Genomic DNA, 14,132 nt, shown 5'->3' with positions numbered 1-14,132 from the left:
CCGGCGGCGCGACCACGACGGTCGGGGCTGTCGGTGGGGGCGGCTAGCCTTTTTACGTGTCCGCGCGTCCGCCCGTCCTCACCGACCCCGAGCAGCTCAAGGAGCTCCTCGGGATCCCTTTCACGCCCGAGCAGATGGCCTGCGTCACCGCCCCGCCCGCCCCTCAGGTCGTCGTCGCGGGCGCGGGCTCCGGCAAGACCACCGTCATGGCCGCGCGTGTGGTCTGGCTCGTCGGCACCGGCGCGGTGGCGCCCGCCCAGGTGCTCGGCCTGACCTTCACCAACAAGGCCGCCGGTGAACTGTCCGAGCGCGTGCGCAAGGCCCTCGCGCGGGCCGGGATCACCGACCCGGACCCCTCCCCGGCCGACGCCGAGGAGGCCGGCGGCGAGCCCCGCATCTCGACGTACCACGCCTTCGCCGGGCAGCTCCTCAAGGACCACGGCCTGCGCATCGGCCTGGAGCCCAGCTCCCGCCTGCTCGCCGACGCCACCCGCTTCCAGCTCGCCGCGAAGGTGCTGCGCGAGGCCCCCGGCCCGTACCCCTCGCTCACCAAGTCCCTCCCCGACCTGGTCGGGGACCTCCTCGCGCTCGACGCGGAGCTGTCCGAGCACCTGGTCGAGCCGGACCGGCTGCGCCTGTACGACACCGGGCTGCTGGACGTGCTCGCCGGCACCCGGCTCACCAACGACGACCTGCGCAAGGTCCCCGAGGCCGTGCACGGCCGCCTCGAACTGCTGGAACTGGTCAGCCGCTACCGCGCCGCCAAACGTTCCCGCGACCTCTTCGACTTCAGCGACCAGATAGCCCTCTCCGCGCAGCTCGCCACCACCCGGCCCGAGGTGGGGGCGCTGCTGCGCGAGGAGTTCCGGGTGGTCCTGCTCGACGAGTACCAGGACACCTCCGTGGCACAGCGGCTGCTGCTGTCCGGCCTCTTCGGCGCGGGCTCCGGCCACGCCGTGACCGCCGTCGGCGACCCCTGCCAGGCCATCTACGGCTGGCGCGGGGCCTCCGTGGCCAACCTCGACGACTTCCCCGAGCACTTCCCGCACGCCGACGGCAGCCCCGCCACCCGGCTCTCCCTCAGTGAGAACCGGCGCAGCGGCGGCCGCCTGCTGGACCTGGCCAACGAGCTCGCCGCCCCGCTGCGCGCCATGCACCAGGGCGTGGAGGCGCTGCGCCCGGCGCCGGGCGCCGAGGGATCCGGCCAGGTCCGCTGCGCCCTGCTGGAGACCCACGCCCAGGAACTCGACTGGCTCGCCGACTCCGTCGCCCACCTGGTCCGCACCGGGACCGAGCCGCGTGAGATCGCCGTACTGTGCCGGTCGGCCGGGGACTTCGCACAGATCCAGGCCGTGCTGGTGGACCGGGACGTGCCGGTGGAGGTCGTCGGCCTGTCCGGGCTGCTGCACCTCCCCGAGGTCGCGGACCTCGTCGCCGTCTGCGAGGTCCTCCAGGACCCGGGCGCCAACGCCTCCCTCGTCCGGCTGCTCATCGGCCCGCGCTGGCGGATCGGCGCGCGCGACCTGGCCCTGCTGGGCCGCCGCGCGCGCCTGCTCGTGGGCCGGTCGCCGGCCGAGGCGGACCCGGACGAGCGGCTGGCGGCGGCCGTGGAGGGCGTGGACCCGGCGGAGATCATCTCGCTGGCCGACGCCCTGGAGACCTTCCTCGACGGCGCCGGAAAGGCCCCGGACGAGCTCCCGTTCTCGGCGGAGGCCCGGATCCGCTTCGCGCACCTCGCGCAGGAGCTGCGCGACCTGCGGCGGTCCCTCGCCGACCCGCTGATGGACGTCCTGCACCGGGTGCTGTCCGCGACCGGCCTCGAAGTGGAACTGTCCGCCTCCCCGCACGCGCTGGCGGCCCGCCGGCGCGAGACGCTGTCGAGCTTCATGGACGTGGCGGCCGGTTTCGCCGCGCTGGACGGCGAGGCCACGCTGCTGGCCTTCCTGGCGTTCCTGCGCACGGCCGCCCAGTACGAGAAGGGCCTGGACCACGCCCTGCCGGGCGGCGAGAACACCGTCAAGGTGCTCACCGCCCACAAGTCCAAGGGCCTGGAGTGGGACGTGGTGGTCGTCCCGGACCTGTGCGCGGGATCCTTCCCGAAGGAGAAGGCGCCGGAGGCCTGGACCTCGTACGCGAAGGTGCTCCCGTACGCCCTGCGCGGCGACGCCCCCACCCTGCCCGGGGACCCGGCCTGGACCTCCGCGGGCCTGAAGTCCTTCAAGGCCGCCCTCAAGGACCACAAGGCGGTGGAGGAGCTCCGCCTCGGCTACGTGACCTTCACCCGGCCGCGCTCCCTCCTGCTGGCCTCGGGCCACTGGTGGGGCCCGACCCAGAAGAAGCGCCGCGGCCCGTCGGAGTTCCTGCAGTCCCTGTACGAGCACTGCGCCGCCGGTTTCGGCGAGATCGAGGCCTGGGCGGACGAGCCCGACCCCGACGCCGGGAACCCGGCCCTGTCCGACGACGCCACCCAGGACCACTCCTGGCCCCTCCCGCTCGACCCGCATTCCCTCACCCTGCGCCGGGCGGCGGCCGCCCTGGTGGAGTCCTACCTGGCGACCCCGCCGCCGCCGGAGCAGGACGACGCCTACCTCTGGCCCCCGGACTGCGAGGACCCCTCCTACGACGACGAGCCCTGGCCCCCGGAGGAGCCCTGGCCCGCCGACCCGACGGAACCGTCCGGGACCGTGGCCCCGGACGGTTCCGTCGGCGAGCACGCACGCCTCCTGCCGGCCGAGGCGGCGGAGCCGGCCCCCGTCGCGGGGCAGGACGCCGGCCACCCCTGGGCCGACGAGGCCTGGGCGGGCACGCCCGCGGCGCCCGCCGCAGGCGTGCCCGCGCCCCGAGCCGCCGCCGCGGTTCCGGGAAGGGGCGGGGCGGGGGAGGACTCCGCCCCCGCCGACCCGCAGGACGACGACCTTTGCGCCGGGGCGGAGCCCGCCGTGCGGCGCGGCCGCGCACCGAAGCCGCCGGCCCGCCCAAAGGTCGCCGACCCGCAGGACGACGACCTTTGGCCGGAAGCGGCCCACTGGGCCGACGCCGACGCCGACGCCGATGCCGATGCCGATGCCGACGCCGGCGCCGATGCCGGCGCCGAGGGCCGGGGCGGAGCCCGCCGTGCGGCGCAGCCGCGCACCGCAGCCGCCGGCCCGCACGGTGACGACCCCTGGGCCGGCGAGGCCTGGGCCGCGGAGTCCCGGCCGGCCGCCCGGCCCGGCCACGGCGCAGCCGGGCTCGCCCCCGAGGACGCGCGCGCCGTCGCCTCCTGGGACCGGGACCTCGACGCCCTGGAGGGCGAGCTGCGCCGCGCCCGCGCGGCCGTCCGCGACGTCGAGCTGCCCGCCGCGCTCTCCGCCAGCCAGCTGCTCCGGCTCGCCGCCGACGAGCAGGGCTTCGTACGCGACCTCGCCCGCCCCATGCCCAAGCCCCCGCAGCCCGCCGCCCGCCAGGGCACCCGGTTCCACGCCTGGGTCGAGTCCCGCTTCGACGAGCTGCCGCTGCCGTTCCTCGACGTCCTCGACCCCGTCGCCGACCTCCCCGGCGCGGGCTCCGACCAGGAGATCGCCGACGAGGCCGACCTCGACTCCCTCAAGGCCGCCTTCGAGCGCAGCCCGTACGCGGACCGGCCCCCCCACCGCATGGAGGCCCCGGTCCAGCTCACCCTCGCCGGCCGCGTCATCCGCGGCCGGATCGACGCCGTCTACAAGAACCCCGACGGCTCGTACGAGATCGTCGACTGGAAGACCGGCCGGACCACCGAGGCCGACCCCCTCCAGCTCGCCGTCTACCGCGTGGCCTGGGCCGAGGCCACGGACACCCCGCTCAGCCGGGTCGCCGCCGTCTTCCTCCACGTCCGCAGCGGCCGCGTGATCCGGCCCCGCAACCTCCCCGACCGCACCCGCCTTGAGCGGATCCTCCAAGGCAAAACGGACACCGCCGGTGACCATCGGACGGACGGCTAGGCTCGGGGCATGAGCGACACCCCGCCGGACAACGTCGTCCGTACGTACATCGACACCCACCGCGCCGCCTTCCTCGACGACCTCGCCGAGTGGCTCCGCATCCCCTCCGTCTCGGCCCAGCCCGAGCACGCGGGCGACGTACGCCGCAGCGCCGAGTGGCTCGCGACGAAGCTCAAGGAGACCGGCTTCCCGGTCGCGGAGGTCTGGGAGACCGACGGGGCCCCCGCCGTCTTCGCGCACTGGCCGAGCGAGGACCCGGACGCCCCCACCGTCCTCGTGTACGGGCACCACGACGTGCAGCCCGCCGCCCTCGCCGACGGCTGGCACACCGACCCGTTCGAGCCGGTGGTCCAGGGCGGCCGCATGTACGCGCGCGGCGCCGCCGACGACAAGGGCCAGGTGTTCTTCCACACCCTCGGCGTACGGGCGCACCTGGCGGCCACCGGCGCCTCCGCCCCCGCCGTGCACCTCAAGCTGCTCGTCGAGGGCGAGGAGGAGTCCGGCTCCGTCCACTTCCGCGCGCTCGTCGAGGCCCGCGCCGCCGAGCTGGCCGCCGACGTGGTGATCGTCTCCGACACCGGCATGTGGTCCGAGACCACCCCCACCGTCTGCACCGGCATGCGCGGGGTCGCCGACTGCGAGATCGACTTCCACGGCCCGGACCAGGACATCCACTCCGGCGCCTTCGGCGGGGCCGTTCCCAATCCGGCCACCGCCGCCGCCCGCCTGGTCGCCGCCCTGCACGACGACGACGGGCGGGTCACGGTCCCCGGCTTCTACGACGGCATCACCGAGCTCACCGACGCGGAGCGCGCGCTCATCGCCGAGCTGCCCTTCGACGAGTCCGAGTGGCTGCGTACGGCCAAGTCCCACGCGGCCTCCGGCGAGGCCGGGTACTCCACCCTGGAGCGCGTCTGGGCCCGCCCGACCGCCGAGGTCAACGGCATCGGCGGCGGCTACCAGGGCCCCGGCGGCAAGACCATCGTGCCCGCCTCCGCCCACCTGAAGCTGTCGTTCCGCCTGGTGTCCGGACAGGACCCGTACGAGGTCGAGGCCGCCGTCCGGGACTGGGTCGCGGCACGCGTCCCCGACGGAATCCGGCACTCCATCACCTTCGGCGCACCGACCCGCCCGTGCCTGACCCCGCTGGACCACCCGGCCCTGCAGTCGGTCGTACGGTCCATGGGCCGCGCCTTCGGCCAGAAGGTCCGCTTCACCCGCGAGGGCGGCTCCGGACCCGCGGCCGACCTCCAGGACGTCCTGGACGCACCCGTCCTCTTCCTCGGCATCTCGGTACCGTCCGACGGCTGGCACGCGCCGAACGAGAAGGTCGAGCTGGACCTCCTGCTCAAGGGCGTCGAGACGGCCGCCTACCTCTGGGGAGACCTGGCCGACGCCCACCGCACACCCGCCTGACCCGACGCACACCGACGCACACCCGACGTACCGAGCCTGCCTGTCCCACCACCGGGGGAGTTGGAAGTACCCGTGAGCATCCATATCGAGCGGCCCCTCTCGCTCGCCGCGCCCAGCGGAATCGACCGTGCCGCGCACCACCGCCTCGACGAGGCTTGGCTCGCCGCCGCCTGGAGCCACCCGACGACCCGCGTCTTCGTCGTCTCCGGCGGCCAGGTGCTGATCGACGACACCCCCGACGGGGGCACCGGCATCGTGATGACCCCGGCCTTCGAGGCCCCGGTCACCGAGACCCACCGCTACTTCCTGGGCACCGACGAGGACGGCGTACGGTACTTCGCCCTGCAGAAGGACGCGCTGCCCGGCCGCATGGACCAGTCGGCCCGCCCGGCCGGCCTGCGCGAGGCCGGGCTGCTGCTGTCCCCGCGCGACGCCGGGCTGATGGTGCACGCGGTGGCGCTGGAGAACTGGCAGCGGATGCACCGCTTCTGCTCCCGCTGCGGCAAGCGAACGGTGGTCGCGGCCGCCGGGCACATCCGCCGCTGCCCGGGCTGCGGCGCCGAGCACTACCCGCGCACCGACCCGGCCGTGATCATGCTGGTCACGGACGAGCACGACCGCGCGCTGCTGGGCCGCCAGGTGCACTGGCCGGAAGGCCGCTTCTCCACGCTCGCCGGGTTCGTGGAGCCGGGCGAGTCGATCGAGCAGTCCGTCGTCCGCGAGGTGTGGGAGGAGGCGGGCGTCAGGGTCGGCCAGGTCGAGTACGTGGCCAGCCAGCCGTGGCCCTTCCCGTACAGCCTGATGCTGGGCTTCACGGCCCGCGCCACCACCTCCGAGATCACGGTGGACGGCGAGGAGATCCAGGAGGCCCGCTGGTTCTCCCGCGAGGAGCTGCGCGCGGCGTTCGCATCGGGCGCGGTGCTGCCGCCGTCGGGGATCTCCATCGCCGCCCGGCTGGTCGAGCTCTGGTACGGCGAGCCGCTGCCGAGGGGCGCGGCGTAACGTTCGTCACAGCAGAAGGCCCCCGCCGCGGCGGGGGCCTTTCTGGTGCTCGGGATGCTCCGAGGCGCTCGCTCAGACGGCGAGGGCCTGCTTGACCTGGGCCAGGCTCGGGTTCGTCATCACGGACTCGTTGCCGGCGGAGGACTTCACCAGCACGGTGGGAACCGTCTGGTTGCCGCCGTTGGCCTTCTCCACGAACGCGGCGGACGCGGGGTCGAGCTCGATGTTGATCTCGTTGTACGCGATGCCCTCCCGGTCCAGCTGCGTCTTCAGTCGACGGCAGTAGCCGCACCAGGTCGTGCTGTACATCGTGACGGTGCCCGTGTCCTGCATGCTGCGCTCCTTCGTGAGGCTGGGTGGTCCGACTACTCGAACGTACGTGGTTGCGCGGCCATTCCCGTACGGGCGCCCCCGCGCGGCCGGTGTGACCGATACGACGGATGCCCGGGGCCTGTGGACGAATTTCCCGCCCGCCCCACGAGACCTGGCAGCATGGCGGAGTGACAGCAGCAACGCACTCCTCATCCTTCTCCGCCGCCGGCGACTCGGCCGACGCGGTGCTCCTGGGCCTGGACCCGGAGCAGCGCGAGGTCGCGACGACCCTGCGCGGGCCGGTGTGCGTGCTGGCGGGCGCCGGTACCGGCAAGACCCGCGCGATCACCCACCGCATCGCCTACGGCGTCCGCTCCGGCCAGCTCATGCCGGCCAGCGTGCTGGCCGTCACCTTCACCAACCGCGCCGCCGGAGAGATGCGCGGCCGCCTGCGCACCCTCGGCGCGGGCGGTGTCCAGGCCCGGACCTTCCACTCCGCCGCCCTGCGCCAGCTCCAGTACTTCTGGCCCAAGGCGGTCGGCGGGGACGTGCCCCGGCTGCTGGAGCGCAAGATCCAGTTCGTCGCCGAGGCCGGCGCGCGCTGCCGCATCCGCCTCGACCGGGGCGAGCTGCGCGATGTCACCGGCGAGATCGAGTGGGCCAAGGTCACCCAGACGGTGCCCGCCGACTATCCGGTGGCGGCCCTCAAGTCGGGCCGCGAGGCACCCCGGGACATGGCCGAGATCGCCCAGATCTACGGGACGTACGAGCAGCTCAAGCGCGACCGCGGCATGATCGACTTCGAGGACGTGCTGCTGCTGACCGTCGGCATCCTCCAGGACCGCCACGACATCGCCGAGCAGATCCGCGCCCAGTACCAGCACTTCGTCGTCGACGAGTACCAGGACGTCAGCCCCCTCCAGCAGCGGCTGCTGGACCTCTGGCTCGGCGAGCGCGACAGCCTCTGCGTCGTCGGCGACGCCAGCCAGACGATCTACTCCTTCACCGGCGCCACCCCCGACCACCTGCTGAACTTCCGCACCCGCTACCCGCAGGCCACCGTGGTCAAGCTGATCCGCGACTACCGCTCCACGCCCCAGGTGGTCCACCTCGCCAACGGCCTCCTGAACCAGGCCAAGGGCCGCGCCGCCGAGCACCGGCTGGAGCTGGTCTCCCAGCGCGAGACCGGCCCCGATCCGGTCTATGCCGAGTACCCCGACGAGCCCGCCGAGGCCGAGGGTGTCGCCCACCGGATCCGGGACCTGATCGCCGCGGGCGTCCCGGCCGGCGAGATCGCCGTGCTCTACCGCATCAACGCCCAGTCCGAGGTCTACGAGCAGGCCCTCGCCGACGCCGGGGTCCCCTACCAGCTGCGCGGAGCCGAGCGGTTCTTCGAACGCCAGGAGGTCCAGAAGGCGACCCTCGCGCTGCGCGGAGCCGCCCGCTCCGGCGGGAACGACCCGCTGCTCGACGACGTCGTGGAACTGGGCTCCCAGGTCCGGGCCGTGCTCAGCTCCACCGGCTGGACCGCCGAGCCGCCCGCCGGCTCCGGGGCCGTGCGCGACCAGTGGGAATCCGTGGCCGCGCTGGTCCGGCTCGCCGAGGACTTCGCCCGGGCCCGGCCCGGGGCCACCCTGGCGGACCTCACGATCGAGCTGGAGGAGCGCAAGGCCGCCCAGCACGCCCCGACCGTCCAGGGCGTCACCCTGGCCTCGCTGCACGCGGCGAAGGGCCTGGAGTGGGACGCCGTGTTCCTCGTGGGCCTCACCGACGGCATGATGCCGATCACCTACGCGAAGACCGACGAGCAGGTCGAGGAGGAGCGCCGGCTGCTGTACGTCGGTGTCACCCGGGCGAGGCTCCACCTGGGCCTCTCCTGGGGCCTCTCCCGGGCTCCGGGCGGCCGGGCCTCCCGACGCCCCAGCCGCTTCCTGAACGGCCTGCGGCCGGGCTCCGTGGCCCCCGTGAGCGGTCCGGGCGCGGCGGCCGAGCGGGGGGCGCGCAAGCGCGGACGGCGCGGCCCGGTGCTGTGCCGGGTCTGCGGCAAGACGCTGACCGAGGCCGGCGAGCTGAAGCTGATGCGCTGCGAGGACTGTCCGTCCGACATGGACGAAGGCCTCTACGAGCGGCTGCGGGAGTGGCGCGCGGGCCAGTCGAAGGAGCAGGGGCTGCCCGCCTACTGCGTCTTCACGGACAAGACGCTGATGGCGATCGCGGAGGCGGCGCCCTGCGAGCCGGGGGAGCTCTCTATGATCTCCGGGGTGGGCGGCCGCAAGCTCGACCGGTACGGAGCCGAGGTCCTGGCCATCTGCGCAGGTCAAGAGCCCGGGTCAGTGGATCCTGACGACGCGTAGAAACTCGTCGGAAAAATAGTTTGCACATGCCCAGCGAAGACCCATAGGTTCTTAGCAACGGAAACGGTGGCTTCTCCAAAGCCCTGGATCCGTGCTGTACTTATCCGAATACGCATGGGACAGGCCCTCGGGCCGGGTCCCCGAGACGCCGAGAGGAGGCGAGACCAGTGACCAGCTTCATGACCTTCACCAAAATGACCGATCGCTCGGTCGACGCTTCCTGCCTGCTCGGTTCCGTCTCCCTTCTGGGTACCGGTGTGTCCGCGATTTCCGCCGACCGCCCCGCCCTGCTGGCGACCCTTCCGGTCAGTGAGCGCAATGAGCGACCGACCCTGGCACCGGTGGCAGTACTGGCAGCAGAAGCTCAGGCGCATGGCGGCTATGGCTTCGCAGCCGCAGCCGCAGCCGGTGCCGGAGCCAAGACGAAGCAGACGAAGCAGCAGCACCACCTGATGTGGGCCTTCCGTGGGCTCGAACCCTGGAGTGATCCAGTCTGATCGCATGATCAGGCCGGCGCCTTCAGGGCCGCGGAACCCCACCCGGGATCCGCGGCCCTTCTGTTTGTCCCCGATCGGGGACGACGGAGCGAAGGGGTCTCGGGACTGGCAGCACCAGTCGGTGTGATGGCAGCCCAGCCGAACCCGGCCGACCGGCCGGAACGACCAGCCGAACAAGACGAGGAAGAAACCACCGTGCAACTCGAAGCGCACGCCCCGTCCGTACCGCAGTCCCGAACGATCTCCCCGCCCGCAGTCCCGGAGGACCACACCTTGACCCCGCTCACCGCGCTGACCGCGCTCGACGACGCCATCGAGAACCTCGGCGTCCCGGTTCCCTGCCGTACCTTCGACCCCGAGGTCTTCTTCGCCGAGTCCCCGGCCGACGTCGAGTACGCCAAGTCGCTCTGCCGCACCTGCCCGCTGGTCGAGGCCTGCCTCGCCGGGGCGATCGAGCGCCGCGAGCCCTGGGGTGTCTGGGGTGGCGAGCTCTTCGTCCAGGGTGTCGTCGTCGCCCGCAAGCGGCCCCGTGGCCGTCCGCGCAAGAACCCGGTTGTCGCGGCATGACCGCCATCGGAACCATCGACCGCCCCCTGACGCACGACCCCTTGAAGCAGGCCCTCATGACCGCCCACACCACGAGCGAGCAGCCCCACGGCGCCGCCCACGCAGACTTCATCACCGCCGGCGCGATGACCTCGCGTCAGAACAGGACCCGCGAAATGCAACTCATCCCAGAAGCCCTGGCTCGTGCTCATATGGACGAGCTCATGCGTGAGGTGGACGTCGAGCGTCACGCCGTACGCCTGGTCGCCGCCCGCCGCATGCAGCGGCGTGCCGAGCGCGTCTCCATGCGCGCCCGCCGTGCGCTGGCCATGGCCGTCATGCACTAAGAGCTGAAAACAGCGTCCCCGGGGGGACCGGTCCGAACGGACCGGTCCCCCCGGTGCGTTGCGCGGGGCTGTCCACCCCGGACGGGGATATCGTCTGGAGGTGGACCAGCCGACTCCCCACCCCGCCCCGTCGGGATCCGAGGCCCAGCCCGTCGTCTGCGCGAGCTGTGGCACAGAAGCCCCCGACGGCGCCCCGCCCACCTGGACCTGTTCGGTGGAGAACGGGACCAGACAGTACTTCTGCGTCGACTGCGCGCGCGCCAATCTCCGGGCGATCGAAGGCAGGCTCGACTCGTCCTGGTGGTGACACCCCTACGGCGTCACTCGGCGGATGCGAACCCCGGCAGCCAGGCGTCCAGTTCGTCTCGCAGCCGCACCGTCGCGCCCAGCTGGCACAGCACCCCGATGGTGCTGAGCGTCACCCGGTGGATCAGCAGGTACGAGGGCGGCAGATTGATCTGCCGGCCCAACTGGTGCGCGGGGGAGCGGGGATCGGCGATCCGCGCGGCCTGTCCGCGCAGCCACGGCCGCGTGAAGGTGAACTCCTCGGCCTCGGCGGGCTCGATGATCGGCTTCAGGTAGTCCAGCACCGCGTCGGGGTCCAGATCGATGGACTCCTTCACGAACCCCTCGGTGCGCAGGTGCCCGTAGACCCCCTCGGCATCGCCGTCGAGCGTCATCCGCAGCGACCGGCCGATGGGCTTGGGCCAGCCGCCGGGCAGCCGGTCGACCGTGCCGAAGTCCAGGACGCCCAGCCTCATCCGGCCGTCCGCCCCCGGTATCAGCCGGAAGTTGCCCGGGTGCGGGTCCGCGTGCAGCAGGCCCGTGCGCGCGGGACCGGAGAAGAGGAACCGGGCCAGCAGCTGTCCGGCGCGGTCGCGCTCCTCCTGGGTCCCGTCCGCTATCACCTCCGACAGCGGGGTCCCCTCCATCCACTCGGTCACGAGCACCTCGTCGCCTTGGTGCACGACGTCCGGCACGACCACGTCCGGGTCGTCCACGAAGGCGTCCGAGTGCGTCCGCTGGGCCTCGGCCTCCAGCTCGTAGTCGAGCTCCTCCGAGACCCGGTCGCGCAACTCCTTGATCAGCGGCTTGATCTCCATGCCGGGGATCAGCGGACCCAGCAGCCCCGCGAACCGGCCCAGCTGCTTCAGATCCGACAGCAACGCCTCACCCGCACCCGGGTACTGGACCTTGACCGCCACCTGCCGGCCGTCGTGCCACACCGCCCGGTGCACCTGCCCGATCGAGGCGGCCGCGGCCGGCTTGTCCTCGAACTCCTCGAACAGGTCCCGCCAGTCCGCGCCGAGACGGTCCGACAGCACCTGGTGCACCGTCGCCGCGGGCAGCGGCGGGGCCGCCTCCTGGAGCTTGGTCAGCGCCGCCCGGTAGGGCCCGGCGACCTCCTCGGGCAGGGCCGACTCGAAGACCGACAGGGCCTGCCCGAACTTCATGGCACCACCCTTCAGCTCCCCGAGCGTGCGGAACAACTGCTCGGCGGTGCGCTGCTGGAGCTCGCGTGCCACGATCTCCGCCGACTTGCCCCCGATCCGCTTGCCCAGCCCCCAGGTGGCCCGGCCCGCGATGCCGAGCGGCAGCGCGGCCAGCTTGACGGTACGGGTGACCGCCTTCCGGGGAAGATCAGACATACGCCCCTCCATTTCCCAGACAGCTGCGCAGCAAGCGGCGGTTTCAGGAACCCTCCGACCCGACAGCCTCAACGCATCCTGTCATGGCCCTACTGGCCGGTCCGCTCCCGATCCTCCCCCGCGACCGGTCCGGCGTACTCGGGCGGGCCCGGACGTTCCGCGCTCGCGCCGCAGGGGCAGTCGGGGTGGGGGTGGACCGGGGTGGGTTCCCAGTGGAGGGCGGGCAGGGCCGTCTCCCAGCGGGCCGCGGTGGACGCGGGCAGCCGCCCGTCGAGGAAGGAGAGCGCGTGGGCCGCGGCCAGGCCGGCCACCGCCGTCGACAGGCCCAGGTCGCACGCGGCGCCCGTGCGCCGCCGGTGGGCGGAGCGCCACTGCACCAGCATCCTCGGCCAGGCCGCGTCCCGGTCCACCCGCTCGCGCTCCATGCACCCCGCGCACGCCGTCGCGCCCGGCAGTACCAGCGGCCCCACCAGCCCCGTCCCCTCCAACACCCCCGCGTACAGGTGCGGGACGCCCGTAGCGACCCAGTCGGCCGCGGTGTCCGGATCCGGGGCCCAGGCCTGCAGCCCGTCCCGCGGCGCGACCACCACCAGGGCCAGCCCCGGCTCCGGGCCCTCGTCCTCCGCGGTCCGCGGGCCGCGCCCCGGGGCCGACGCGCGCACCAGCTTCCCCGCGGCCTCGGCCCGCAGCCGGCCCACGCTCCCGGGATCCAGCCCGCCCGGGGCCACGTCCGCGGGCTCCACCCGGCCCCCGTCGAGCACGTCGACCCGGCCCACGCCGGCCCCGGCCAGGACCGCGGCGATGACGGCGCCCACCCGGCCGCTCCCGCGCACCCGCACCCGTATCACCCGGCGCGCGGCGACACCCCGTAAGTCCCCGCCCGGTTCCCGGTGGACCAGGGAGAGCGAGCCCAGATCGGGCCCCAGCCGCTCCACGGCCTCCGGATGCCTGCGCACGGCCTGGGCCCGCGGGCCGCCCGCCGTCGCGTCGTCGAGCAGACCCGCCCCGGCCAGCCGCCTGACCACCTCGTCGGCCCGGCCGTCCGGCAGGCCCATCCCCGAGGCCTCGGCCCGCAGCAGCTCCATCCCCCGTGTTCCGTCGATCCGGTCGATGAGCGCACCCGTCGCCGTGTCCACGGGGCCGAGCACCACCGCATGGGCGGGCGTCACCCCGAACTGCACCGTCTCCCGATCCCGCCAGGCCCGCGCCAGCGCCGGCTTCACCTTCGGATACATGTCCGGTCCCCCCTCGATTTCCCGTGCGGACTCGCGCCGCCTGTTTCCCGCTCTCCCGCAACACTGCCCGTCCGCCGGAAACGGTGCAGGAAATTGTCCACAGGTGAGAGGTATTAGGCATATGAGATGAAGGGAAATGGTGTTCCGGATATCGGCCGCGAATCGCCCGTGTTCGAGGGCCGGACGGTCGGGACTTCGGCCACCGGTACCGGGTACCGTCGTGGCGTGTCCGCCGACCCACCGCAGCGCGCCGTCGAAGTCCGCCGGAGCGCGCGCCGCCGCAGGACCGTATCCGCCTATCGCGAGGGTGACCGTACGGTCGTCCTCATCCCTGCCCGGATGTCCGAGGCGGAGGAGCAGCGCTGGGTGGGCGTCATGCTCGACAAGCTGGCCGCCCAGGAGAGCAAGCGCACCCTCGGGGACGCGGAACTCACCGAGCGCGCCGAGCGCCTGTCCGAGCAGTACTTCGACGGCCGGGCCCGCCCCCGCACGGTCCGCTGGGTCACCAACCAGAACACCCGCTGGGGCTCCTGCACCCCGGCCGAGGGCAGCATCCGGCTCTCGCACCGCCTCCAGGGGATGCCGGAGTACGTCATCGACTACGTCCTCCTGCACGAGCTGGCCCACCTCCTCGTGCCCGGCCACGGCCCCCGCTTCTGGGAACTGCTGGAGGCCTACCCGCGCACCGAGCGGGCCCGCGGGTACCTGGAGGGCGTGGTGGCGGCCGAGCGCCTCCCGAAAGTGCCCGCCGCCCGCGATGAATGAGCCCGGAACTCCGGCGTCCGCCGGTCGTGTCACCCAGTGTCTTTGTACCG

12 protein-coding genes are annotated in these 14,132 nt (G+C 73.4%); 9 read left to right on the top strand and 3 right to left on the bottom strand.

Translation table 11 applies throughout. From position 1 onward, the window contains the following. Window positions 1-56 precede the first annotated feature (56 nt). Genes OG534_RS12375 through nudC form a run of 3 tightly spaced genes read left to right on the top strand, consistent with a single transcriptional unit; the run spans window position 57 to window position 6,377 of the window. Window positions 57-3,959, top strand: coding sequence for an ATP-dependent DNA helicase (locus OG534_RS12375; protein WP_326588137.1), 3,903 nt, complete (start codon window positions 57-59; stop codon window positions 3,957-3,959). A 9-nt stretch (window positions 3,960-3,968) separates the two neighbouring features. Beyond that, entirely contained in the window at window positions 3,969-5,375 is a 1,407-nt protein-coding gene (locus OG534_RS12370; RefSeq protein WP_326588136.1) for a dipeptidase, read from the top strand. Between the two features lie 60 nt (window positions 5,376-5,435). Beyond that, entirely contained in the window at window positions 5,436-6,377 is a 942-nt protein-coding gene (gene nudC / locus OG534_RS12365; RefSeq protein ID WP_326588135.1) for an NAD(+) diphosphatase, read from the top strand. A gap of 72 nt (window positions 6,378-6,449) precedes the next feature. Here the strand turns inward: nudC and OG534_RS12360 are convergent, their stop codons facing one another. Continuing rightward, window positions 6,450-6,710, bottom strand: a complete 261-nt coding sequence (locus OG534_RS12360; protein ID WP_326588134.1) for a mycoredoxin — start codon at window positions 6,708-6,710, stop codon at window positions 6,450-6,452. 107 nt (window positions 6,711-6,817) lie between these two features. On the opposite strand from OG534_RS12360, the gene OG534_RS12355 reads away from it, so the two are divergent. The 5 genes from OG534_RS12355 to OG534_RS12335 all read left to right on the top strand — a co-directional run bounded on the left by OG534_RS12355 (window position 6,818) and on the right by OG534_RS12335 (window position 10,740). Further along, complete coding sequence (locus OG534_RS12355; RefSeq protein ID WP_326588133.1) at window positions 6,818-9,043, top strand: ATP-dependent DNA helicase UvrD2; 2,226 nt, start codon at window positions 6,818-6,820, stop codon at window positions 9,041-9,043. Between the two features lie 167 nt (window positions 9,044-9,210). Next, window positions 9,211-9,540 carry a hypothetical protein gene (locus OG534_RS12350; RefSeq protein ID WP_442807075.1) on the top strand — a complete coding sequence of 110 codons (330 nt, stop codon included), beginning with the start codon at window positions 9,211-9,213 and terminating at the stop codon, window positions 9,538-9,540. Between the two features lie 195 nt (window positions 9,541-9,735). Continuing rightward, entirely contained in the window at window positions 9,736-10,107 is a 372-nt protein-coding gene (locus OG534_RS12345; RefSeq protein ID WP_326588132.1) for a WhiB family transcriptional regulator, read from the top strand. Continuing rightward, complete coding sequence (locus tag OG534_RS12340; protein ID WP_030385926.1) at window positions 10,104-10,433, top strand: hypothetical protein; 330 nt, start codon at window positions 10,104-10,106, stop codon at window positions 10,431-10,433. Before OG534_RS12345 ends, OG534_RS12340 begins: the two co-directional genes overlap by 4 nt. A gap of 100 nt (window positions 10,434-10,533) precedes the next feature. Further along, complete coding sequence (locus tag OG534_RS12335) at window positions 10,534-10,740, top strand: hypothetical protein (RefSeq protein WP_326588131.1); 207 nt, start codon at window positions 10,534-10,536, stop codon at window positions 10,738-10,740. A gap of 13 nt (window positions 10,741-10,753) precedes the next feature. On the opposite strand, the gene OG534_RS12330 is transcribed toward OG534_RS12335, so the two are convergent. Together OG534_RS12330 and OG534_RS12325 are read right to left on the bottom strand one after the other, a co-directional pair. Next, a complete protein-coding gene (locus OG534_RS12330; protein ID WP_326588130.1) occupies window positions 10,754-12,082 on the bottom strand; it encodes an ABC1 kinase family protein in 1,329 nt (442 codons plus the stop codon). 89 nt (window positions 12,083-12,171) lie between these two features. Then, window positions 12,172-13,317, bottom strand: coding sequence for a ThiF family adenylyltransferase (locus OG534_RS12325; protein ID WP_326588129.1), 1,146 nt, complete (start codon window positions 13,315-13,317; stop codon window positions 12,172-12,174). A 126-nt stretch (window positions 13,318-13,443) separates the two neighbouring features. Here OG534_RS12325 and OG534_RS12320 point away from each other — a divergent pair, with 126 nt between their 5' ends. Further along, complete coding sequence (locus tag OG534_RS12320) at window positions 13,444-14,082, top strand: M48 metallopeptidase family protein (RefSeq protein WP_442807074.1); 639 nt, start codon at window positions 13,444-13,446, stop codon at window positions 14,080-14,082. Window positions 14,083-14,132: the final 50 nt, after the last annotated feature.

It is taken from the genome of Streptomyces sp. NBC_01294, assembly GCF_035917235.1.
GTDB lineage: Bacteria > Actinomycetota > Actinomycetes > Streptomycetales > Streptomycetaceae > Streptomyces > Streptomyces caledonius.
The sequence above is the reverse complement of the archived record's forward strand: the minus strand, read 5'-3'. Positions and strand labels throughout refer to the sequence as shown.